This window comes from Kistimonas asteriae, assembly GCF_018263925.1.
In the GTDB taxonomy this organism is placed as follows: Bacteria; Pseudomonadota; Gammaproteobacteria; order Pseudomonadales; family Endozoicomonadaceae; genus Kistimonas; species Kistimonas asteriae.
On record NZ_JAEVHF010000002.1, the window covers coordinates 219,954 to 243,157 of the forward strand.

Sequence of the window (23,204 nt, forward strand, 5' to 3'; positions counted from 1 at the left end):
AATGGAAGTCGAAAATATTTATCCATTTAAATGATTAATAAATCGTCTTCATAATAAGGCGTGTATTTATTGTAATGCCCAGTGCTTCGGTAATGCCGCCAATGCGTTGATTGCGAATACAGAACACAGATAGAACCGGTATATTACTGTCGTTTTATCTGTAGGTTCTATGGCAAAGATTGATGTTGTTTGTGCCCATTGTGATGGTACCAAAGCTGTTGTGAGAAACGGTAAAGCGCCCTCAGGTCTGCAACGTTACCTCTGTCGTGACTGCAAGCACAGCTTTCAGACCGAGTTCATCTACAACGCGAATCAGTCAGGAACCCATGAGCGGATTATCGACATGGCAATGAATGGTGCAGGGGTAAGAGACACGGGGCGAGTACTCAATACCAGTCCAAACACCGTATCCCGCCATTTAAAAAACTCTCTCCCCAACAAGTAACAAGCCATCCCTTCGAGAAGGCCAGGGTAGAGCTACTCTGTGATATGGATGAGCAGTGGTCTTTTGTAGGGAACAAGCGGAATCAGCGGTGGCTGTTCTATGCTTGGGAGCCAGGCTTCAAACGGGTCATAACCCATGCATTTGGGCGAAGGGCTGAGTCTACACTCCAATCACTGCTCAGACTCCTTGAACCCTATAGTTTCAGTTTTTACTGTACTGATAACTGGAGTCCTTACACCTCACACCTGCCGGAGAATCATCATGTTATTGGTAAGTTGTTCACGCAAAGAATTGAGAGAAACAATTTGACGTTACGTACACGTTTAAAAAGACTGGCTCGCAAAACGATTTGCTTTTCCCGCTCAGAGGAGCTTCACGATAAAGTCATTAGTGAGTTTATCTCTCGCACCCACTATCAACGTGTTTGAGGCATTACCCAGTGCTTCTGGAAAGTCATTAATAGAAGATGGTTGCCCTTGGCCTGGTAAGCTTCAAAAGGTCCTCGGATTTGCTCAGGGGCTTCGTCTGCAGGCTGTTGCTGGAAGCCTGCAGCTTGATAGAAAGCTTTCAGATGGTCGTAGGGGTAACACCAGCAGGGATGGTGCTCAGGTGTTGCCAATACGTTGCGCAGGAGCATTGTGCCAATTCCCTTTCCCCGTCGTGATTTGGCCACCCACAGGCTACGGAGCAACCAGCCATCGCGCTTGGGACATAGGCGCACGGCGGCAATAATATCTTGTGCCTCGCGAATGACATAGAGGGCTTCGCTACCACGAGCTTTGCCTTTGTGGCCATTGGCTTTATAAAAACGGTTAACCAGCGGGAACTGTTCCTGAGAAAGTTGGCTAAATAGAAATGGCATAGGACAAAGGTGAACGCTAGCAGCAGGGGAAAGACAATGATATCAGGTTGTAAATGATAGCCGCTAGCTTCTATATCTGGATGAGCGCTATTCGCTGGGTGTGTTTTGAACGCCCTGAGCCGACTTTACTAGATAAAATATGAATGGTGCAGTTAGCAGGATGCCGATGAAGATCATGACCCAATGATAGTGTTCAAAAGGGATCAGACCGGCAAAAAAATCAAGCGTGCCTGATAGCTCCGCTGCGCCTAAACCAATCAAGACCATTCCTAGGACATCAAGTATTAGCAAGTGTGCTGGTATGGTAACCGGTTGCTTCTTTCCTTCCATGCTCCTCTCCTTAGGTGTTTGCCTGATACGGTATCTTATCTTGATACTATAAGTATCGGTGATTCGATACCACTGTGGGGTTTGACAGGCACTTAATTCATGCTTATTCAGACATAAGGATACCCGCACCTGACCGGCGGACTGGTTACTGCAATCTTGCATTTTTTTATCAACTAAACTGCTTTTTTCATGGTCTCTTCTGATGAGTTTTCTACACCGGGAGAGGATGTTTCATTCAATGATCAGGTAACTATCGCATGCATCATCACTTGATGAATTCGTTTGCTGTTGCTTTGGCGTTTTCTGTTTCTTCGGTTATGGCAACGGAGATAGCATCCGTTTCCGTATTTGCCCAGCCACTGGGAAAAGCGGAGCCCATTGAAGATGTTGAGTTTTACGATGTGATTTCGAAGACGCCAATGTATGATTTACCTTTCATTGATGGTCTTTATCATTTTCAGTATCCGGTTGATCAGGCGATTTCGTTATTATTCAAAAAAGAAGGGTATGCGACGTCTCAGTCTGGTGTTTTTGTTGTGCCCCCTGAAGGGTTTAGTGGGGAGGAAAACAGTATTGCCTGGTCAGCAATTCCCGACTGGTTATGGGATAGTGCACAGTATGCTATTGAACGTCATACTTCTGAAAAAATGAAGCCAGGTTATTGCCAACTGATTGCTACGGTAAACAAACGGAATTTAGCGCAGAGTGATATCCATCAACTGGAAAAGGGAGCCAAAGTGTCGCTGGTAAGCAGTGACTGGGCTGAGCGTCGTAAGCCACATGGCGCAGTCTTTTATTTCGGGACACTGGCGGGTAAACCTCAACCTATTCCCGGGATGGATGAAGCCGGTACTGAGGGCGGTGTTGTTATCATGAATATTGAGCCTGGGCATGTATATAAAATCACTGCCAACAAGCCTGGTATTTCATTCAGTACACCGTATTTTGCCTGTAATCCTTCTGTTTGGGCAGAGGTTGCTCCGGGGGAAATGATGCTCATTAATTTGAGCTCATCCGAGGGTTCTCCATTGCAATCAGGCAACGGTGAAAATCATCCGGCGAGTATCTCAGAGCTTTCTCTTGATACCGAAGCCTAGCGTGTTTCGTGTAGTCGCAGTGTACAGTAAACAAAACCCTGTCTAAAAGGCGGGGTTTTGTTTAATTCCACATAATCCTGCACTACCGGCAAACAGGGTACCGGTCAGGTGTAATGTAAACTTGAGTGCTAAGTACAAACGATTTGGCTCCCGGTGCGCGGTAGTGCATTTCCATGAAAAAGGCTGTCCATCCTTTTGCCTCATCTGCCTGCCATTGATAAGTTCGAGATTCACCCATCTCTATAATGGGTTGAATTTCCTTGCGGGTGAATTCTGCCGAATCTAACCGGAAGTCCCGTGCTCCGGTATTATTGGCACTCCAAACATAGACATGTTCCGGCTTGTCCTCGGTATGCACGCTTAGTATGTTGTTGTGCCAGTCATACTCCTCCAGAAAAAGCGGTAGCGGCTGACCATGAACAAGGGCGGTAATATTGCTCAAAGCACCATAGAGGTAGTTCATGGCAGGCATAGATCCTCCATGACCCATATTAGGGATTACCATCATCCGCTTATTACCTTTCAGCTCTGGATAATAGTAATGGGGTGCATCTGGAATAAAATAGTCATCACTGCTGGGTTGGATGACTAGCGCATTGATATTATCAAAGCGTTTGTTTTTCAGGTAAGTGTATGGATCGATTTCAGTAAATAGCTCATTATAGCGGTCGTCATAGGGAGATAGGAGATCTTGAAATATATGGCGTTCGGTGAAAGGGGAAAGTGGCTTGGGGAAATGACAGTAACTGTTTTTTGTCGCTTTGAGCGTTTCCGGGAAATTCTGGATCATGGCAACGGGAACAATGCCTGAGATCAGTTGTCTTGCATTTTCATCAGGCCCTTGGTCAAAAGCGGTTGCCAGCCACATGGCCCACGCTCGTTTTGATGCGCCACCGACGATAAAATGCTTTATCGGAGTTTTGCTGATTTTCGTATTGATGAATTCAATCGAGCGGTAAAGTCCGGCAATATTGGCATGCGCCATGGGAAACAGCAAGTTTGAATCTGCATCAGCTGTTTTGGTACTGACCGCTCGTACCAAGCTTTCCGCTATAAGCTTGTCTTCGGTTAGTTCAGTCTCTGGAGTATCGAGAAATGTGTAAGGTTGATTCGGTACTTGCTGTTGGTAAACGAGAACCGTATTAGTATGTTGAATCAGCAGATCCATAATGGCAATAGGATTGAATGTACGTTCTGCTGAAGAGGTACTGTTGTTTTTCAGGCGAGCCAGCATGATGAATTGCTTCAAGTAGTCGCCGGGGCGGTCATTATCACCTCCATCACTGAAATAAAGTGCTGTATCGGGTATGTCATTTAATTTTCTGGGTATGGCAATGGTGATGTTGTGAACCCAGGCTGGACCTTCAATTGTTTCTTCACCAGCAGGCCAAATCTGGGAGGTGAAGGTACAGGCATGAATAATGGAAGATGGGAGTAACATCGGTTCCCTGCATTGCAGTTCAGTGGCCTCCGATAGGTGTTCTGAAATGTAGTGATCCAGTTTGCTGTCATTTGCTACCGTCGAGTTTGACAAAAGTGCAAAAAAAAGAAACAGCGGAATGGTGCTCAATAGATATAGTCGATGATGCCTTTTGTTTAAAAAGTACGTTTCCTGCTGTTTATATCTCCAAAGGAAATGCAAGAATGAACTAATAAAAGCCATGATTATGGGAACCTTTTATTTACGCTTTTTGAAAAAGTGTTTAAGAGTGAATACTCGCGGAAAGTAATTATAGTGGTGTACCTAAAAGGTGCTGGCTATTTGTTCAAAAAGTGTCTGTCGATTGGTTCCAGGTTGCTATACCGGGATTCTTTGTTGAAGAGGAAATATCTGTACAAAAGTAATCCCCTATTTTATCGCCACCAGCCCACTGAAGGTGGGCTGGTACGCTGAGAAAACTAAAGTCTGGGTACTTAATACAGGCTAAATTGAGCTGAATTTCATAGATTCAGCCTGTAAGACGCTATTCATGGGAGCAAACTGAAGCTGTACCCGCCAATAATCGCCATGGAAAAAATTACCAGCAGAAAGGCGGCGACCATTGGTCCCCGGAACAGGGATTTCAACAGGAACACCTCTGTAATACTGGCGCCGGCACTGCCGATGATCAGCGCCATCAGCGCACCAAGGCTCATGCCTTTGGCGGCGAGTGTTGCGGCCAGGGGAATCATGGTTTCAGCACGGATATACAGTGGTATACCAATGAATGCCGCGACTGGGACTGCCAGGGGATTATCGGGACCGGCAAAACGGGTGATCAGTTCGTTCGGAACGAAGCCGTAGGTGAAGGAGCCGATCACCACACCTACCATCAGCCAGGGCAATACCTTGCGGAACTGCGCCCAGGTGTCACGCCATACGCGCATCCAGCGGCTTTCAGGTGGTGTGGTTGTGCAGCAGCTGGAGGCAGCCGGTTTGTTGTCACAGCACTGTGATGTTGGTGTGCTATCGCAGCAGCTGTTAGTTGTCGGTGCGCTGTTACAGTTTTGCGAGGCTGTTGTGTTGTTGCCGTCACAGCAGGTGCTACTGTCAGCTGTATTGCTGCAGCTTGTACTTTTACTGCCACAACCAGTACTGCTGCCAGCCTGTAAGACATCGCTGCGAATGAAGCGGTCAAACTTCAGCTTTTCAAGAATGACGCTGGCAATGACGGCGACTGTCAGTGCCACCACGGCGTAGATCACCGTGACTTTCACGCCAAACGTCACCAGGAATAGGCCGATAATCACCGGGTTCAGCAGCGGCGACGTGAACAGGAAGGTCATGGTTGGGCCAAACCCGGCCCTGGCTTTCAAAAGCCCTGTCAGCATCGGAATGGTCGAGCAGCTGCAGAACGGCGTCACACTACCCAGGATGGCGCCAGTAAAATAACCGCGGCCATTTCGGGAGCTGAGAATCTTCTGAATTTTGTTCGCCGGGAGCAACTCGTTGATCACACCGACAATAAAGCTGATCACCAGGAACAGCAGGGTCAGTTCAGTGGCCAGGAAGAGGAACATATGAAATGTCTCTCTCAGCATGGCTATCAGGTTATCACTCATAAAATCACCATATTTCTAAAAATATCGAAATAAGTAAGCAAAAAAACAGGCAGAGAAACCTGCCATCCGTGAACTCAGTGGCTAATGCTGCAGCACTCTGCCAGAAGAAACTCCACCAGTTCCTGCAATTCATCCAGCCGGGCCGTGCAGTGCAGTACCCTGCCGTCGCGACGTTGTCTCACCAGGTCGGCAGACACCAGTCGGCTGATATGGTGCGACAACGTTGAGCCTGGAACCGCCAGGGTTTTCTGAATATCACCGACCGGCAAGCCGCCATGGCCCGCCTGGACCAGTAACCGGAAAATGGCCAGGCGGGTCACATTCCCCAGCTCGGCCAGACGTTTAGCTGCGAGTTCATCGTTCATGGTGCGGGAGTGTATGCCGGACTATTTTTTAAGTCAAATTTCTAGAAATATAGAAATATATATTTAGCTACAATTCCTGACGAGCCTTCGCTTTTCCACTGGTGAAAGGTTTACTTTCAGATTTTCTCTTTCGGTGATGTATATGTCGGTTACAGGCGGAAAGCAGTGTTTTCAAAAAAGCCTGGTTGTGGGGTGTGGGCATAGTGTATTGCAGGGCTACGGTTTTAATAGCCTAAAAGAAATGGGGATAAATGGCTGGTATCCCCTGGCTTTTCATGCACATGAAAACTGCACAACGATGGACAATAATCCTGTCTGTCAGCCAGACATTGTCTATGACATCAGTTCGTCGGATATTGCTCCTGTTTTGAAGCTACTGGATAAGCATAAATTTAGTTTGATTGTGTTGGAAAACTTGCCCGCTGTTTTGTATGCGAATCAGCATTCTGTCGAAAGAATGGCCTTTAACATTCGGATGATTACTTCTGATTTGAGCAAGATCTTTATACCTAAGGGGCTTATACTGGAACAGGTTTTACCCATATTTCTGATTCATGGCTTCATGGCTAAAACTGTTGCGGGTGATATGGGAGGGATTTATTCACTCATCTCTAGTTTCATGGGAAAAGAAGCCGACCTTTACATCATGCAACATACGGTTCGCAGTCGTATTATTCAGCAGAAAACCCAAAGAATTACAATGCCTTTTGTCGTCCTGGAAAAAATTACCCTTTGAGCTGGCTGAAAGTATGAGCCAGCTACGCACTTAGGCGGTAAACAAACGGCGAACGTGAGTGACTTTCACAAGTGTTCTTAATGCGTTTGTTTGTCATGTTTTGTCAGCAGCTTGTCCAGGTTATCGGCAAAGGCTTTCCTGTCACTCTGACTGAGCGCGGCCGGTCCACCGGTCTGGATGCCGCTGGCACGCAGGGTATCCATGAAATCCCGCATGTTCAGACGCGCCCTGATGGTGGCGGCGGTGTAGAGCTCTCCCCTGGGGTTGAGGGCAAAGCCGCCTTTTTCCATGACCTCTGCGGCCAATGGGATATCGCCGGTGATGACCAGGTCACCGGCGTTGAGGCGCCTGACGATCTCATTGTCGGCGACATCAAAGCCGCTCGAGACCTGCATGGAGCGGATATAGCGTGATGGTGGCACCCGTATCGGCTGGTTGGCGACCAGGGTTACCTCCACCCGGGTGCGCTCAGCGGCGCGAAACAGGATTTCCTTGATCACGACGGGACAGGCGTCAGCGTCTACCCATATTTTCATGGCATACCACGTGGTTGGAAAAGGGATGACAGGACATCATTTTCGGCTGCCTGTCTTATCGTGCTGCCGGCGTAACCGGAGGCTGAAAGGCGCAGTTTATCATTAATGACATTCTGGGGCTTTTGATCCCGTTTATTTACCAAACAGTTTCTGTTTAATCTGTGTAGCGGCGACCTCAAGTGCCTTCCTGACCCGGGATGGTCGGCGCAGGAGTTCCCCGTCACAGTTGGGGCAAGTGGCGTCCATTGCCTGGGTGCAGGTTGCACAGTAGGTGCATTCAAAGGAACAGATATAAGCGGTTCCATCCGGTGAAAGTGATGCTCCACATTTCTCACAGGCGGATTTCATTTTGAGCATAGGATTCTCCTTTCCTTAATCATGTATCCATCGGTTATTAGAGTCTTTGTTTGGTGTGATAGTTCCTGTAAATGGTGAATTTGACAAGGATCAAGCCCCTGGGGCTGCTGGGTTCTGCGACTAAGGTCTGATCATGGCTGAAGCGTGGGGATAGTCCCTGGCAGGTTCTTCAGGTCGTGATCGCTTTGATAAAATGAATTTTGTTCTGCGTGATATCACCGAGGTCTTCATAGCCGACGATCTGGTAACCACTGTGGATCAATAGATGCAACATAGCTGGAAAGCGATTACAGGATTTGACCCGTATGGAGGAGTATCCCTGCGCCTGCGCCCATTTTTCCTGCATGTCTCGTAATCTGGCAGCAACGCCCTGCCCGCGGTGGGCAGGCAGAACACTGCCCAGCCAGCTGTAAAATTCATACCGTGAGTTTTCGTAACCCACTTTAAAGCCGACGCACTGTTCGCCGTCTTTCGCGACCAGGATAAGGTGTCGCTTACCAGAGAGTTTCGCCAGAAAAGCCTCTTGGGTCATGACCCGATCAAACTCTGGTGTACCAGCGTAAACGGCCAGTGCCTCTTCAATGGTTCCAGATGTATACGTCAACTGCATAATAAACCTGTGTCGCCTGACGCACGGTGAAGCGTCAGACGAAAAGAGTGCTAATCGTTACAGACTTTTCCGGTAAATGATTTCGTATTCACTGAATCCGTAGGAGTCATAAAACCCCCGGGCGGGCGCATTGCCGTAAAGTGCTGTGACGTGAAGCTGCTTCAGTCCACAGGAGAGGCAGTGCTGTTCGGCCGCTTTCATCAGCATCCGGGCAATGCCGTGGCCCCGGTACTCTTCGTCCACAACCAGGTCTGTGACAAGACCATATTGGCGGTAATCCGGATAAAGGTGCTGATCCCCTTCATCCTCCTGCTCGGTGACCACCACAATAAAACCGGCAACGACGCTATCCTCCAGGGCGATCAGCAGGGTTCCCTGCTTATTCCTGCAGAGTGCTAACAGGTAATCCGTATGATCTGATGCGATATTGGTGCCGGGTGGGCGGTCGCGGCTAAGTTTGCGTTCGGTGTCCTGCAATTGTTGCATTAACTTTACGACACCGGTTTTGTAGTTGTCCTGGTAGGCAATGATGTTCATCGGATATCACAACTGGATCCGGTGGTATCAGTCCGCAACGATACACGCCGGGGGAGAGATTAGGTAATTAGACAGTGTATTCGTATCAGTGATTTAAAGTATTGTTTCCGGTCACAATCAGAGCGGGCATAGCAAACCTCACTTGTCCATTCTCATCGATATACTCATGGAGTAGCGTCTTCGCGACCTGTCTTATTTGCTGCGCCTGTGAGGTAGATATCACTATGCCGTTCATGGGCATCCAGCCTTCCAGTTCCGCATCAATCAAGGTGTCGATATCAGGAAAGCAGGCATGCCCGATCTGTTGGCTAATGGCCAGATTGTCGGGGCAGCCTGCTCAAATAGTGGCACCAGTTGGTCATAACCCCCCAGGCAGAACGGTTTGCGTAACGCATCAGCGGCATCCTCTCCAATGTCGGCTTTTAAGAGTTCAGTGACCTTGGCATAGGCCGGTACGTTGTTCAGCGCATCCCACACGATGACGGCTATCTTTCCGCCAGGTTTTATGACCCTGAGCATTTCTGACAGGGCTTTTACCTTGTCATTAAAAAACATCAGGGCGAAATGGCACACGGCTGCATCGAAGTGGTCGTCTGGAAAGGGAAGGTCTTCAGCATCGCCTTTTTTCCATTCAATCGCATGGATCAGGGTCGAGGCTACTGCGAGCATATCCGGGTTCAGGTCCATGCCGGTAACGTGTCCTGTCGGACCTGCTCGGTGGTGGATTTCCCGGGTGAGAACACCGGTGCTGCAGGCCACATCAAGGACACGTTGCCCTGCCTGGATACCGGCAGCGTCCGCAACACGTGGCGCCCACTCCGTAAATAAAGCTGGCACAAGAATCGTCTGATAAGCTTGGGCAGGTGAAAGTGATGCGGGGCGGGTCTCTTGCTTCACAGAAGTTTCCTTTGATCGATAGGTATTCTATGGATGAGAAGCCAAAAGATAGTACAAAGGGCGGTATGAGTGGGGCGCTTTGATCGTTATGGTGCGACAGAACTTGCCAATTGTGCAGCCTGTATCAGGCTGTATAGCAATCTATAGACAGAGTGACGTTTGATCCCTTTTGCCAAAGAGGAATGGGTCATGACAGAAACTGAATTGATCGAAATGGCACGCGCTTATGTTGCGTTATCCAATGCCCATCAGTTGGAGCTTGTTCTTTCGCTCTTTGCGGAAGATGCCACTTACTATTCCGCCTATGTCGGTTCTTTTGAAGGCAAAGCAGCCATTGCTTCAATGATGGAGGCATTCTTCAACCGTTACCAGGATATCTACTGGCAGGTAGAGGCATACCAATACACGGAGGAAGGAACGATTATTTTTGATTTCATACGGCATGCAACAGATAGCGAAACCGGTGAATTTGTCGAAGTGGCGGGAAGGGAAGTCGTTATATTTTCAGATAAGAGCCTGATCAGTCGTGTAGAAGTTTACAGGCCGGAATAAGAAAGTGGTCTGAATGACAATGGCTAATCTGGCCTGATGTTCTGGTTAAGTCGAAAGAGATTGGTCGGGTCATACCGTTTTTTTATGGCCATCAGTTTCTGGTATTTCCTGCCATAGTTGTGACGCATGGTGGACTCCTGTTCTTCATGGGTGCTGGAAAAATTCAGATAAAAGCTGCCCTCCGTGCCTCTCTGCAGCGCGCTGATCAGATCACAGGGCCAGGCGATATTCGCGTCGTTATCCCCGGCTTCTTTCCAGTTGGATTCGACAAATATCAGGAAGCGGGCCTTGCGGCCGGCAAAGGCGCAGGCATCGTCATCCAGTCGCGTCACGGCACCGCCGCTGTAGAGAATTTCAATACCGCTGAGTGATGACGGTTGTCGGGCGGCGTACTCGACAATGGTATCGATAGCGTCATCGCTCAGTTCCGCCAGGAACAGTGATTTCCAGTAGTAGCACAGTTCACCTGCCGGATAGGCATCGTCGAAGAACTGTTGAGCCTCCAGGTACGTCGTGGCCTTGCTGAAATCAATCAGTGGCTTACGGAAATCACGCAGTGGCTGCATGACCTTTTGTCCCTGTTCGACTGAACCGGCATACATACCGACAATCATCACATAAGGGTGGCCGTGCAATTCGGGGGGAAAGTCTTTTGATCCTGGAGGAAACTGTCCACAGACTGCCGCCGTACTGATTTCATCGGGTGCGGTGGCGGAATACTCCCGGTAGAATTGCAGCACCTCTTTCATATGTCGCCCATCGTGGTAGACGGCGGTGAACCAGACATCCGGCTTAAGTGGATAAGCGCGAAAGGTAAAGCGCGTCACAACACCAAAATTGCCGCCTGCTCCACGCAGTGCCCAGAACAGGTCGGGATGCTCGGTATGACTTGCCGTTATACATTGGCCGTCTGCGGTAACCACGTCTGCAGAGAGCAAATTGTCACAGGTCAGCCCCCACAGGTTTCTCAACCAGCCAATGCCGCCGCCCAGCGTCAGTCCGGCGATGCCAGTATCCGAGACAGCGCCAGCGGGAACAACCAGACTGACAGCCTGAGTTGCCTTGTCCATGTCGGCCAGTGTGGCGCCACCCTCTACATGAACGACATGCGAAGCTTGATCAACAGAGACATGGTTCATTCGGGAGAGGTCAATGACCATCCCGCCATCACAGGTGGAGTGCCCGGCAACACTGTGGCCACCGCCACGTACAGCCAGCAATAGGTTATGAGTTCTGGCAAAGTTGACCGCTGTCATGACATCTTCAGGGTCATGGCAACAGACAATCAATGCCGGGTGTTTATTGATCAGGCCATTCCATACTTGCCGTGCATGCTCATACTCTTCGCTTTCCTGATGTAATAGAGTTCCTCTCAAATGAGATGCCAGTTTTTGTAATAGATCATGGGGTAGCGAAATGGCTTGCCCGGTATGGCTCATTATGTGTAGAGCAGGCATAGGATGACAATCCTTCTGAAATAAGGAAGCAATAATAGTCAAGGATTAGCCGTTATTGTTGTTATTAAAATACGTTTTTATAAATGCGTTTGTCCTTGGCTGGAGTGTGGCTATTTAAGCTATTTGTTTTTTACCAAAGTAATAGTAAAGAATGAATAAAACGGTCACGTAGATTAACTGGCTCGTTAATGTTTTTCTAAATGAAATCTAGCACGATTGTTCGTTGATGTTTAGTTACAATATTAATGGGGAATTTCATTATGTCAGGCGTAAAATTGTCTTCATTGCCACCTGCTAATATGCACACGTCTTCTCATGATGTGAGTAGTCTTTGTGCTAAGGAGGAACTTGCTTCAAGGTGGGAAGTGAAGCGCCTATCTGGCAATGCAGGGCAAAGTCAGACGACTGGTTTAAGCGTTAATCACTCGGCTTTAATAAAAGGCGCTGCTCGCAAATCAGGTCATCCTGATGTGAATGGATTAAACACAGCAAGATTTTCAAAGGTAGAAACAACACAAGCGGAAAGGGCATCAAAACCAGGAAGTCATCTGACATATGGTCAATTCAGTACTGACCCTTTGGTTAAAGCGTTGATGTCTTATGACGTCCCGGTAACAGAATTATTGGATGCAGTGAAAAGAGAATACGAGAGCGGTTATCAAGAAGCTGAAACAATCAGCGACTACTTGTTTAGCGAGCATAAGCGGGTAGAGATGGGGTATTTTGAATGGTTTATGTCATTAGGATCCAAAGCGGATAGCAAGAAAGATGTTTTTCGGCGACTGGAACAAATGAAAAAAATGATATCCATGCTGGAAAAAAAAGGTTTCGGACATTTACAGGTAAAAGATGCATTGAATGTTATTTGGGACTGGGCGAAAGAGAACGATAGAGACGCTCATGATTTTGTCTGGAGTTTGGTGAATGGTAAGTCTTGTCGTCAGTCTGATTCTAAACCCCAAGCAGATCTTGGTAATAATCGTCAGTCCAGCGGCGCATCGACCATGCTGGCGGGTGGTTTTTTAGCCACTGCATTTGTGGGGGCTGGAGCTACGGAAACGGGTAATACCACAGATTCATCTCCTGCTTCTGACAATGCAACCTCATCAACTTTCCCTGAAGTGCCCACTCATTTTCCGTGCAAAAATGGAACTCACATCAGTCGCGCCCAAGTGTGTGATAAACGAATCGACTGTTCTGAAGGTGAGGATGAATTGTCTGGTGCGTGTCTGGATCATTGTGAGGGGAGTGATCGCTACCTGTGTGGTGATGCTACAGAATGTATCCCTAAACACTTGATGTGTGATGGTGACTTTGATTGTCGTGACGGTTCTGATGAATCACGGCCACCATGCGCCTGTCTGGCCGGTGACATACGGTGCAATGATGATTCCAAGTGTCTTAAAAAAGAGCAGATATGCGACGACAAGAAAGATTGTGATAATGGCTCAGATGAGTGGTTTGATGCCTGTGCCAGTACATTCAATGAAACCATCAAAAGTGGTGTTGATGAAGGACGTTATGAAGCGAAACATTTAATCAAAACGTGTTGTGGACATCAGGAGGAGTTGTCGATTTTAAAAATAGCCAAACATCATGACATTCATGCAGTCACTTGTGCAAACGTGTCGACAATAAAGAAACATAGTAATAATTGTCAGTATCTCTGTCGGAGTAAAAGCCCCGTTGATATTGTTCCCTGGTGCGAAAGTGAAAGTACTAGTGATTATCCAGGAGGACATTGTCTGAGACAAAGTGATTTATGTGATGATGATCAAGACTGTTTAAACAATCAGGATGAAGTTCCTGATATGTGTTATCTGAAATGTGACTGGAATGAAGTTCCTTGTGGTGATGGAAAATGTATCTCGGAAAGTGCGCTATGTAATGGGTATAGCGGTTATAGTGGTTGCAAAAATAAGCGTGACGAGGATCCTTTCACCTGCACGTCTGAAAGAACAAGGATCGACAGGCATCGGAAGTGTAAACATCAAGAGCAAATCCCCGACAAAGAGTGTTGGGATAAGCTGACAAACATGTGCTGTCGTATAGGGCAAGACGCTTTGCTGAGGGGGGGATCGAGTATTCCATCCACGCCTTCCATCAATTCTTCACAATCGAATGCTAGCGAACATGCGAATCAGGTCTCTACCGGGTCAGGCAGTATGATTGCAATAGTTACGGTGCCAGGCGTTCTTGTAGGTTTAGGAGTAAGTGTGGTTGTATTTGGTGGTTTATGTGGCTGTATTGCGTTGTGGCGATACGGTAAAGGCAGGCAAGCTTTACCTCTTCCATTCTCCGCATCCACAAGAACGCCTAATCCTCAAGAGTCAATCCCATTTAGCTCTTTAAGTGCTGAAGAAAATGTTGAAGGCCGTGATAATCCTGTAATGGTGGACGTTGAGCTTTAATGTATCATCTGCGGTTGCAGTCTGACGGCAATCTGGATTACGCAAGTCTTGGTAGGGGGCATAGCAAGGATGTAGCAGCCAGACAAATGATATCGCTGCCGATGTTAGTGCCCATGTTGGCTTCGATGCCATTTAAGAGAAACCTGTGTTTCGCGAATTTTGGCCAGCTTAGAGTCCTTAACGTAAGGGTTACTATTAAATAAATCAACCACATAGTGTTAATCAACGCTTACATCAAGTTGTCCTGCCGGACTAATCCTTATTGCGGCTTGGCAGTTTTGCTATCAAGCCTGGTAAAGAGCAACGCGGCAACTACAACAGTGGTCAGTGACAACAGTGATTCAAGCCAGTACTCACTGAACAGATTCCAGACCATCATCCAGACATTTATCAGCAAAAATAGAATAGCTGGCAGTGGATACAATGGTAATTTGAAGGGGCGGGGCATTTCCGGATGACGTATGCGCAGCACTATTACGCAGGAAACCGCCAAACTGGAAAACAACGCCAGGGTAAAGCCGGAAAACTGGATAATCTGATCTATTCGTGCGGATAGAATAATAGTTGTGGTGATCACACCTTGCAAAAGCAGTGCGCCAACTGGTACAGAGCTGTCAGGTCTGGTTTTCGCCAGAAATGAAAGGCTTTTCATATCCTGACCAAGGGCATAATAAACCCGTGGTCCGGCAATGGTCATGGCAGACGCTGAAGCAAAGATGGAAATAATGAGTACTACAACCGTTAATTTGATGCCCCATTTACCAAACAACTGTTCGGAGACCACCAGGCCCACCTCGACGACGCCTGCTAGCTGGTTGACATCTGCACCGTAAAAAAACAAAGCATTCAGTGCCAGGTAGAGCAGGGTTACTAGCAGTGTCCCCGTGAATAGCGCCCGGGGTAAGGTCTGTTGCGGTGATTTGATTTCATGGGTGATATAAGCCGCTGCATTCCAGCCACTGAAACAAAACATAACGAAAATAAGGGATACGGAAAAAGCTGACATCAGGCTGGTGAACTCTAGTTCCTGGAATTCCGGCGAGATGGTCACAAAGTTATTCGGGTTACCGTCTCCCAGGGCAAAACCGAACAGGATAATTAAAATGATACCTGACACCTTAAAGAAGGTGATGAGATCATTAAAGGCAAAGCCTAAGCGGAGACTGCGGGTGTGGATAGCAATTAGTAACCATACCATGCTTATTGCAAGCAGATCTTCCAGGCTGATGAATCCAAGGACTACTAAAGATTGATCAAGGGCCGGGAAAAATGCCGACAAATACCGGACCAAAGCTTTAAGGGCTGCGGCAATAGGGGCGGAGAATCCGGCAACCAGGGAAACAAAGGCGGACATGAAACCTAAGGATGGGCCATAGGTTTCTCTCAGGTAGGCATATTCAGCGCCTGCACGAGGCAACATGGCGCCCAGCTCCGCATAACACATGGCGCCAGACCAGGCCAGCAAACCGCCAACTACCCATAGCGTAAATATCAGCCCAGGATGACCCAGTGATGCGGCTTGGAATCCGGTGGTAGTGAAGATGCCGGCACCGATTATGTTCGTAATAACCAAAGCGGTGGCTGATCGGAAGGTTACACTGTGCAAGTTTGGGTATCCGTGAAATGTGGAAAGAATGAAAACCTGAATTCGATCCTGCTGAACATCGACATTCAGGCTTGTAGATGAGGATTGTTGTGATTCGTCTGTAGGCTTATGGCGGCATCTAACCTCAGGACGGGGTGACGGTTATCGTCAGTGTGTCCTGATAGCGCCCGGCGGCAATACCCTGAAGACTCTGTCCTGTGATGCGTACCTGAAAGGTGATGTTATCCACCTGATGGCAATGTTCGTCCTGGCTCGCCTCCCAGCGCGTCTGCTGATCCCCTTTTTGCCGGTATTCGACCCAGGATGGATGGTGAGGGGTTTTGATTCGTACGATATAAGGGACGCAATGGCCAGGTGAATCGCAGCGGCTGGTTCGACTGAGTTGAAAGGGTTGTCCCGGTACGTTGGCGCCATCCATATCCAGCCGGATGTTTCCGGTTGAGCTGTATACGCAGGCTGTGATGCTGGCATCAAGGTAGGTACCGGACAGATTTGCACCATTGAGCGTAATATCCTTCAACCGGGTGATCTGCACGGATTCCTGACCACGAAGCGGTATATTGATAGCGAGTGTGTCGTAATAGTGAGCAGATTCGACATCTTCCCCCGCCAAGTAAAATTGCAGGGCGTTTTGGCCGCTGTCGAGCAAAGCCTGTAAGGCTTTCTTCTGTAGCCTCAGGGAGAAGGTTGCTGTTGCAGAGTTGCTGTATCTTAGCCTTATTTCACCTGACCAATTGCCCGGCGAAAAGCGTTTTGACTGGCTGGATGTGCCGTCGCCAGTTGTCGAAAATCTGACCTTACCCTTAATCAATTGGCCAAGTTTTCCTTCAGAAATAGGTGGTGCACTTCCGGAGCCTTTCCCGATGGAGTGATCTGAAAATGCCAGTCGGTAGTTTTGAGGGCCCGTACATCCCGTGGTGCAGGCTGAGCGAAATTCAGCTGAAAACTGGTAACTGATGACATTCCGTGATGCTGTAGAAAGGTCAATGGGGTTGGCTTCATAACCGATAAAGTCAAAGCCCGCTTCTGCTGTCAGGGTGAACAGGATGTGGAAACCAGCAACAAATAACAGCCTTAACGCCATCACGATTATTTACGAAGACCTTTGTTCATAGGTATTTCGATTCTGAGCGGTTCGCGAATATCCATTCTAGTTAAGGACGACGTTGCCTTTGTGTTTTTGAGTTATGGATTATTGCGTCGGCTTGGTGGAGAGCGTCTATAGTTAGTCCCGTTTCTTCTGCTCTTAGCCTATTAATACCCTGAATATTATGGTCTTTGCCACTAAGGCCATGTCCAGTGAGTCTGTACCCTATGAACGTTTTGCATCAAACCGTCTCTGGTGTTTTGCTCTGCGGGTTAGCTGCCAATGTACTGGCAGCAGAGGGAACTGCAACCGATGGCCAACTGGGTCCTACGTCCAGAGGCACTGTGCCGGTCGAGCTGTCCATGCCGACTGTTGTGCAAATTTCCGGGCTTGCGAGTGTCAGTTTTACCTATGATCCGAATACCAGGGGAGATCTCAGTAAATCGCAGAATTTCTGTATCTATACCAACAACGAAAATGCCCAATACGATATCAATGTGGCAAGTGGTAACCCCTCGGCAGCCAACAAGTTTCAGCTAGAGGGCAATGGAAAAACCATCATCTATGACGTTCTCTATGCAGCAGTAAAGAATGCGACAGATAATCTTACGACACTGACATCAGGTACTGATGTGGCAGGCACTGGCGCCAATACCACGCAAATGGACTGTGGTGGTGCAAGTGGAGATGTTGCTACGTTGAAGCTGGTGATACCGGAGGCCAATCTCTGGGCCGTGCCCCGCGGAACGTATAACGACGTACTCACCCTGACCGTGACAGCCAAGTAAGTTTGATCGTGACGGTGTGAATGAAGACCTCCCGTGCAGCGCGTTCCAACAGGAATAAAATGGATAGTTCTAGGCGTTCTGGCGTGCTTTTCCTCTCATCATGGTTTTGCTGAAGAACCGGTTTTTCTGGCCAGCCTGGATCCGCCGGCAGGCTTTGCAGACCTTGCCATCCCCCAGCGTTCTCTGGTGGATATCTACTACGGCAATCGTTACCTGACGGCGCAGATCGCGACCTACACACCGGCATGGATTCGCCTCTCCAATCCGGCGGAAGTGATTCGGCTGATCAGTGATTTGACAGACCCGGCGCTGATTGAGGCCACACTCACCGGAGAGCTCCAAACCCATAGTAGCGAAGTCTGTCCCCCGCAGGAAACCGAGGACTGCGGCCTGCTGCAACCGGTGGTGGCCGGCGTCATCTTTAATGAAGGCCGGTTCCGGCTGGATGTATTCGTCAATCGACAGTTTCTGTATACACGGGCGGCGGACGTACACCGTTATCTGCCACCGTCCGATGCGGGGCTTTCCCTGATGCAGAACCTGAACGGGGTCTGGGCCGGCTCCAGCGCTGAAGACCGTGGGGATGATTACACCCTGTCCGGTTTAAGCCAATTTGCCTGGCGGGAGAACAGCCTGCACGTGAACTGGGACTACTCCCGCAACCTGCATTTTCAGGTTAACGATCTTTTTGTCCGCCGCAATTTTGCCGGTATGGAATACAGCGCAGGCATGATCGGCAGCAGTGCCTTCGGGCTCAGCTTTACGCCGGACAGAACCCTGTTGGGCGCCCGGCTGGCAACATCGGACAATACCCGGACGGATACGGACTACACCGGTGGCACTCCACTGGACGTCTTCCTGCCTACTCGGGGACGGGTCGAAATCTTTCGGGACGGACGCCTGATCACTTCCTGGTTTCTGGATGCGGGCAACCAGCAGCTGGATACTTCATCGTTCCCCGCCGGCGCCTATGACATTGAGATAGTCATACTCAGTGAAAGCGGGCAGGTGATCAGCCGGGAAACCCGTTTCTTCGCCAAACAGTTCCAGCTGCCGCCGGAAGGTGAATGGGAGTATTTTGCCGAAACCGGGCGGGTGCTGGATCGTAATACTACGGATACCCTGCCTCCAGCCACCGACCAATGGTTGACCCGCGCCGGTGTCAGCCGACGCCTGGCGGGTACCCTTGCAGGCACCCTGGCAGTCGCGGCAGACCAGAATGACCGTTTGCTGGAGATGGGGTTGTTTCATATCGGTTATCACTATGAGGTGTCCCCCTCGGTGATGCTGGCGGATAACGGCGACCATGGGGTTAACCTGTTCGGCCGTCTCCGGTTGGGCATACTCTCGGCGAATGGCAGTTATCGCCGGTTGTGGCGGCGGGGAGCACCGGTGTCCATTGATGAGGCGGAGCAGACTGCACTGCTGGGCAATGGCTTCCGGCAGGATAACCTGTCAGTCAGCGTACCGTTTCTTACGGGCACACTCAGTTACCGGTATAACGATAATCACCAGAGCGGTGGGAACGTTTACCGTAGCCAAGGGCTGGACTACCGGGTGAACCTTTACCGCGCGCCGGATTACGACATTGACCTGAGCCTGGCCATCAGCCGTTCAGGGAATACGAAAATTGCACTGCTGGGAGTGGAGTTGGTTCGACGCAGCGACCACTGGATCTGGCGGGCAACCCCTCAGGCGGAAGTGTGGGACGTGGAGGGCGACCGCGACCGGCAGGATAACCTGGTGGTCTCGGCGAGCTGGGATGACCGTGACCTGTGGAACAGTTCCGTGCGAGCGGATGTCGGTGCGGAACTCGGCGACGGGGATGACCGGTACAATGCACGGCTGCAGGCGGGTAACCGCTGGGGGCGTGGTGACCTCAGCGTCAATCGGATACAGAGTGATTCGGGCTGGACGAACTTTTATGCTGCCAGCTTCAATACCAGCTTCCTGACAGATGGCGCGACCCTGGCTGTTGGCGGTGAGCATCCGGCAGACAGCGCGTTGGTGGTACAGGTCGGGGGGCGGCCCGGGGATGCCTTTGATGTTCGGGTGGACGGTCAGCGCAGAGGTTATGCGGTGGCAGGGCGGCCTTCGGTCATCCCGTTACCGCCTTTCCGGCAGTACAGAATCAGCCTCAGTTCTGGCTCAGCCACGCTGTATGAGCTTGATGAGCGTGAGCGCAATGTCACACTCTACCCGGGCAATGTCGTGACGCTCGATTATGCGGCGATTCCCCTGCGACTGCTGTTTGGCCGCCTGATGCTGCAGGGGCGCCCATTGGCAGATGTCCGCATTAACGGCGGCTTGGCGCCTTCACTGACGGATGACCTGGGCCTGTTTCAGCTGGAAAGCCGTGACGACACGAAAGCACTCTTTGTGGAACCGGGGAATGGCTGGCGTTGTCGGTTACCGCTGTCTGATGACAGCAGTACCGGCTACGTGCTGCAGATGGGGACGATTCATCTGGAGGACGCGGACTGTGAACGGCTCGTGGAAGGGCATTTGGCTGTGCACGGTTTGATGAGCAATAAACAGCGATAACGCTTGACAGTTTTAAACACACATTGGGTGTAGTCAGAACAGGTATTGGCTGCACTTAAAGGATCATCGCCGCCAGCCAGGCGAATATCACCATGCCGGTGTTGGCGTGTAGGAAGGTGGGAATAATGGAATCTTTAATCAGGTCGTGCTGGCCGTCGGCATTCAGGCCGGCAGAAGCCCCCAGTGTCAGGGTTGATGCGGGTGAACCGGCGTCGCCCAGTGCCGCAGAGGCGCCGAGCAGGGCAATGGTTGCCATGGGGGAAAAACCCATGTTGATACACAGCGGGATATAGATCGGCGCAAGAATCGGCACGCTGGCAAACGAGTCCCCGAAACCGATGGTGATCAACAGGCCGACCAGTAGCATGACTATGGCGGCCAGCATCTGGTTGTCGCCCATCGCCTGGGCTGATGCCTGCACCAGGGGATCAATGTGTCCGGTGGCTTTCAGCACGCCGGCAAAGCCGGAGGCAATGGTGATGATGACGCAGATCTGCATCATCATCCGCAGCCCCTGCGTGAAAATGTCATCCTGCTCATGCCAGTGGAAAATGCCGGAAAAGGACAGCGTGATAAAACCGAGCAGTGCGCCTGCAATCAGCGAGTCGAAGAACAGCTGACCGGCCAGGGCGATGGCAAGGGCCAGCAGGGTCATCAGCAGCTGAAACGGTTTGATGTTCGGTGTGACCGGAGCCGCTGCCAATGTCTGCTGGGGCGTGGATTGATAAACGCGGAGTTTCCGGTAACTGATGCAAACGGCAACTACCATCCCGCACAGTATGCCGCTGACCGGCAGCACCATGGCTTTCAGTACCATGGTGGCTGTGACTGACAGCCCGTAATCCACCCCCGTGGCGTTCAGGTTTGCCAACAGAATGTCGTTGAGAAAAATGGCGCCGAACCCAAGGGGAATTAACAGGTAACTGATACTGATGGTGCAGACCAGGACACAGGCAACCGCACGACGATCAATGTTCAACCGATTAAAGACGCCCAGCAGCGGCGGAACCATCACCGGAATAAAGGCAATATGGACGGGCACCAGGTTCTGCGACAGCACCGATGCCCCAATAAACATGCCATACAACAACACTTTCAGTTTGAAGCCACCCGAAGCGGAGGCTGATGGCTGATTGGCTGAAGCCAGCAACTTGCAGGCCAGCAGATCAATCAGGCCACTCCGGGCAATGGCGACCGCCAGCGCGCCAATCATGACATAGGTAATACCGACCTGAGCACCGATCAGCAGATTGTCGTTCATGGCGTTGATGGTTTCCGGAATACTCATGCCACTGTGGAGGCCGCCGGCCAGCGCCGCGGTGATCAGGGCAACTGCGACCGGCATTCTGACCAGGCACAGTACCACCATCATGAAGATGGCGAGTACCACGGAATTCATGGGCAACCGATCCGGCTGAAAAATCAACAGGACAGCCAAGCACAGCGTGACCAGTCCGATGACAGGAGACAGGTAATCCTTAAAGCAGGAGTTCAGCGGTTTAACGTGCATGAGGCGTCTGAGCTAATAATGAAATCAATTTCATGGGTTATTGAAAACCGGTAAATCGCACAGACACATACAATAGGAAAGAAATCGGTATTTATTAATATAAATACTGAAAATTGTTCAGAAGAGGGTAGGTGGCTTACAGGTATAGCCTGGAAGATGGGAGTCAGAAGAAAGGTGGGCGTCGGGTTCTGTGAGTGACGTCTGTTGATGGGCTCATGAGACGTGCAATGCATGGCGTAATGCGCTGTAGAGGCCAGAGAGTACCTGTCTGCCTGCGTCCACCACAGCGCAGGCAGGAGGTCTTTGTTTATAAAGGGAGATATTTGGAGGTTTATGATAGGCGCATACGTATCAATACGACCGATTACATGCTGCCACTTGGTTAAGATAAATCACTACCTGTCAGCTGGTTTATGGAAGTATTGCTGAAAAGCTTTTAAGTGACTTTGCAGTTTAGTGCACTTCACTTGATTCAGTGGCTATGTGGCGGACTGCCGCCTTGCACTTGGGAAACTGGCTGCAACCCCAGAACTGACTGCCTGCATTCGTACCCTTTTTGGCCGTACGCAGAACCATGTTGCTTCCGCATTTTGGGCAAAGTTTTTCAGATGATTTTTTGCGTTTGATTTCCCTTACATGCTCAACATGCGCTTTGTTAGTTTTATAGCCTGGCTCAAGCTTGCCTGTATTGATCTGCTTTATAACCCCGCTCACTTCAGAGCGAGAAAGCACAGGTGTTGTTTTTGACTTGATGAAGCGGATTAAGCCGCCTGCGTAGGTTATATTTTCAGGCATCGGTGTTTTGAGGATGCTGTCTCCCACGAAAACGATTACAGAGAACAGATTATCTGGATCAATGTTCAGGAGTGAGGCCAACACCTTGGTATGTTTGTAATTCTGGTGTAGTGGATTTTGAAACCTGCTTGTATGTTTGAATATTTTTTGAGTCCATTGCTGTTGGTTTTCTGAGCCAAATATCCAGCCCTTCATGTTTTTAGTTTCAATCACGAATATGCCAAATTCTGACACAATGATGTGATCTATTTGAGTGCTGCCCTTCTCTGTTGGCAGCGTTACGTTCTTTATGAGCCGGTATTTGTGCTTGTCTAACAGGAGTTTAATAACTGTGTTTACAATGAATTCACCAAGAACTCCTTTGAACCATGCAGACTTGGCTACTGCAATTATGATTAGTAGTGGTATGAAGTAGGCAAATGTAGCGAACACATTTTTTATTATTGGTGAGAAATCCATTCAAGATTAACTCTATATTTTGTTTGTTGATTAAGGGCTCGTGTTATCGACGATTCGATCAAGCATCTAACCACAAAACCTGCATGTAGACTATGGTTTCAATTGCTTACAGGTTGCCGAATGTAATGGGCGACTGACGCGTGAACGATGTGATGAATATAGGAACTCTGATCGTGTCTTA

Annotated in this window: 22 protein-coding genes; 7 read left to right on the plus strand and 15 right to left on the minus strand. The window is 49.5% G+C overall.

Going from position 1 to position 23,204, the window contains the following annotated elements; all coding sequences use genetic code 11:
- Positions 1 to 169: 169 nt before the first annotated feature.
- Positions 170 to 873, plus strand: a protein-coding gene (locus tag KHS78_RS03280) for an IS1 family transposase (protein ID WP_211825083.1) whose coding sequence is annotated in 2 segments (ribosomal slippage) — positions 170 to 419 and positions 419 to 873 — 705 coding nt in all. Because the reading frame shifts where the segments join, the coding sequence is not laid out codon by codon here.
- On the opposite strand, the gene KHS78_RS03285 is transcribed toward KHS78_RS03280, so the two are convergent.
- A complete protein-coding gene (locus KHS78_RS03285; protein ID WP_211825084.1) occupies positions 861 to 1,307 on the minus strand; it encodes a GNAT family N-acetyltransferase in 447 nt (148 codons plus the stop codon). The two genes, KHS78_RS03280 and KHS78_RS03285, sit on opposite strands and share 13 nt — an antisense overlap.
- Before the next feature lie 87 nt (positions 1,308 to 1,394).
- Positions 1,395 to 1,637 (minus strand): DUF1418 family protein, encoded by a 243-nt coding sequence (locus KHS78_RS03290; protein WP_211825085.1) that lies wholly within the window; start codon positions 1,635 to 1,637, stop codon positions 1,395 to 1,397.
- Between the two features lie 257 nt (positions 1,638 to 1,894).
- Between KHS78_RS03290 and KHS78_RS03295 the strand changes: the two genes are divergently transcribed.
- The gene (locus tag KHS78_RS03295) at positions 1,895 to 2,734 is read left to right on the plus strand and encodes a hypothetical protein (RefSeq protein WP_211825087.1); all 840 of its coding nucleotides are present in this window, start codon (positions 1,895 to 1,897) and stop codon (positions 2,732 to 2,734) included.
- An 82-nt stretch (positions 2,735 to 2,816) separates the two neighbouring features.
- Here the strand turns inward: KHS78_RS03295 and KHS78_RS03300 are convergent, their stop codons facing one another.
- The 3 genes from KHS78_RS03300 to KHS78_RS03310 all read right to left on the minus strand — a co-directional run bounded on the left by KHS78_RS03300 (position 2,817) and on the right by KHS78_RS03310 (position 6,141).
- Positions 2,817 to 4,397, minus strand: a complete 1,581-nt coding sequence (locus KHS78_RS03300; protein WP_211825089.1) for a PhoPQ-activated protein PqaA family protein — start codon at positions 4,395 to 4,397, stop codon at positions 2,817 to 2,819.
- Positions 4,398 to 4,702: 305 nt separating this feature from the next.
- Positions 4,703 to 5,776, minus strand: a complete 1,074-nt coding sequence (locus KHS78_RS03305; RefSeq protein WP_246506048.1) for a permease — start codon at positions 5,774 to 5,776, stop codon at positions 4,703 to 4,705.
- A 74-nt stretch (positions 5,777 to 5,850) separates the two neighbouring features.
- On the minus strand, positions 5,851 to 6,141 hold the full coding sequence (locus KHS78_RS03310; protein ID WP_211825091.1) for an ArsR/SmtB family transcription factor: 291 nt from the start codon (positions 6,139 to 6,141) through the stop codon (positions 5,851 to 5,853).
- Positions 6,142 to 6,283: 142 nt separating this feature from the next.
- On the opposite strand from KHS78_RS03310, the gene KHS78_RS03315 reads away from it, so the two are divergent.
- Positions 6,284 to 6,877, plus strand: coding sequence for a hypothetical protein (locus KHS78_RS03315; RefSeq protein ID WP_211825093.1), 594 nt, complete (start codon positions 6,284 to 6,286; stop codon positions 6,875 to 6,877).
- A 77-nt stretch (positions 6,878 to 6,954) separates the two neighbouring features.
- Here KHS78_RS03315 and KHS78_RS03320 read toward each other — a convergent pair whose 3' ends face one another.
- The 5 genes from KHS78_RS03320 to KHS78_RS03340 all read right to left on the minus strand — a co-directional run bounded on the left by KHS78_RS03320 (position 6,955) and on the right by KHS78_RS03340 (position 9,814).
- Positions 6,955 to 7,413, minus strand: a complete 459-nt coding sequence (locus tag KHS78_RS03320; RefSeq protein ID WP_211825096.1) for a YaiI/YqxD family protein — start codon at positions 7,411 to 7,413, stop codon at positions 6,955 to 6,957.
- Between the two features lie 132 nt (positions 7,414 to 7,545).
- A complete protein-coding gene (locus KHS78_RS03325) occupies positions 7,546 to 7,770 on the minus strand; it encodes a DUF1272 domain-containing protein (RefSeq protein ID WP_211825098.1) in 225 nt (74 codons plus the stop codon).
- 169 nt (positions 7,771 to 7,939) lie between these two features.
- A complete protein-coding gene (locus KHS78_RS03330) occupies positions 7,940 to 8,380 on the minus strand; it encodes a GNAT family N-acetyltransferase (RefSeq protein ID WP_211825100.1) in 441 nt (146 codons plus the stop codon).
- Positions 8,381 to 8,437: 57 nt separating this feature from the next.
- Positions 8,438 to 8,917, minus strand: coding sequence for a GNAT family N-acetyltransferase (locus KHS78_RS03335; RefSeq protein ID WP_211825102.1), 480 nt, complete (start codon positions 8,915 to 8,917; stop codon positions 8,438 to 8,440).
- A 264-nt stretch (positions 8,918 to 9,181) separates the two neighbouring features.
- Complete coding sequence (locus KHS78_RS03340; RefSeq protein ID WP_211825104.1) at positions 9,182 to 9,814, minus strand: class I SAM-dependent methyltransferase; 633 nt, start codon at positions 9,812 to 9,814, stop codon at positions 9,182 to 9,184.
- 189 nt (positions 9,815 to 10,003) lie between these two features.
- Between KHS78_RS03340 and KHS78_RS03345 the strand changes: the two genes are divergently transcribed.
- Positions 10,004 to 10,366, plus strand: coding sequence for a nuclear transport factor 2 family protein (locus KHS78_RS03345; protein ID WP_211825107.1), 363 nt, complete (start codon positions 10,004 to 10,006; stop codon positions 10,364 to 10,366).
- Positions 10,367 to 10,389: 23 nt separating this feature from the next.
- Here the strand turns inward: KHS78_RS03345 and KHS78_RS03350 are convergent, their stop codons facing one another.
- The gene (locus KHS78_RS03350) at positions 10,390 to 11,823 is read right to left on the minus strand and encodes an FAD-binding oxidoreductase (protein WP_211825108.1); all 1,434 of its coding nucleotides are present in this window, start codon (positions 11,821 to 11,823) and stop codon (positions 10,390 to 10,392) included.
- 260 nt (positions 11,824 to 12,083) lie between these two features.
- Between KHS78_RS03350 and KHS78_RS03355 the strand changes: the two genes are divergently transcribed.
- Positions 12,084 to 14,234, plus strand: coding sequence for an LDL receptor domain-containing protein (locus tag KHS78_RS03355; RefSeq protein WP_211825110.1), 2,151 nt, complete (start codon positions 12,084 to 12,086; stop codon positions 14,232 to 14,234).
- 259 nt (positions 14,235 to 14,493) lie between these two features.
- Here KHS78_RS03355 and KHS78_RS03360 read toward each other — a convergent pair whose 3' ends face one another.
- Complete coding sequence (locus KHS78_RS03360) at positions 14,494 to 15,840, minus strand: APC family permease (protein WP_211825111.1); 1,347 nt, start codon at positions 15,838 to 15,840, stop codon at positions 14,494 to 14,496.
- A 124-nt stretch (positions 15,841 to 15,964) separates the two neighbouring features.
- Positions 15,965 to 16,927, minus strand: a complete 963-nt coding sequence (locus KHS78_RS03365) for a hypothetical protein (protein ID WP_211825117.1) — start codon at positions 16,925 to 16,927, stop codon at positions 15,965 to 15,967.
- Positions 16,928 to 17,154: 227 nt separating this feature from the next.
- On the opposite strand from KHS78_RS03365, the gene KHS78_RS03370 reads away from it, so the two are divergent.
- Positions 17,155 to 17,715 (plus strand): hypothetical protein, encoded by a 561-nt coding sequence (locus KHS78_RS03370; RefSeq protein WP_211825118.1) that lies wholly within the window; start codon positions 17,155 to 17,157, stop codon positions 17,713 to 17,715.
- A gap of 33 nt (positions 17,716 to 17,748) precedes the next feature.
- Entirely contained in the window at positions 17,749 to 20,259 is a 2,511-nt protein-coding gene (locus KHS78_RS03375) for a TcfC E-set like domain-containing protein (protein WP_211825119.1), read from the plus strand.
- Between the two features lie 55 nt (positions 20,260 to 20,314).
- Here KHS78_RS03375 and KHS78_RS03380 read toward each other — a convergent pair whose 3' ends face one another.
- Both KHS78_RS03380 and KHS78_RS03385 read right to left on the minus strand, forming a co-directional pair.
- Complete coding sequence (locus KHS78_RS03380; protein WP_343216860.1) at positions 20,315 to 21,769, minus strand: Na+/H+ antiporter NhaC family protein; 1,455 nt, start codon at positions 21,767 to 21,769, stop codon at positions 20,315 to 20,317.
- A 453-nt stretch (positions 21,770 to 22,222) separates the two neighbouring features.
- Positions 22,223 to 23,023: an NERD domain-containing protein gene (locus KHS78_RS03385; protein ID WP_211825120.1), complete on the minus strand. Its 801-nt coding sequence runs from the start codon at positions 23,021 to 23,023 to the stop codon at positions 22,223 to 22,225.
- Positions 23,024 to 23,204 lie beyond the last annotated feature (181 nt).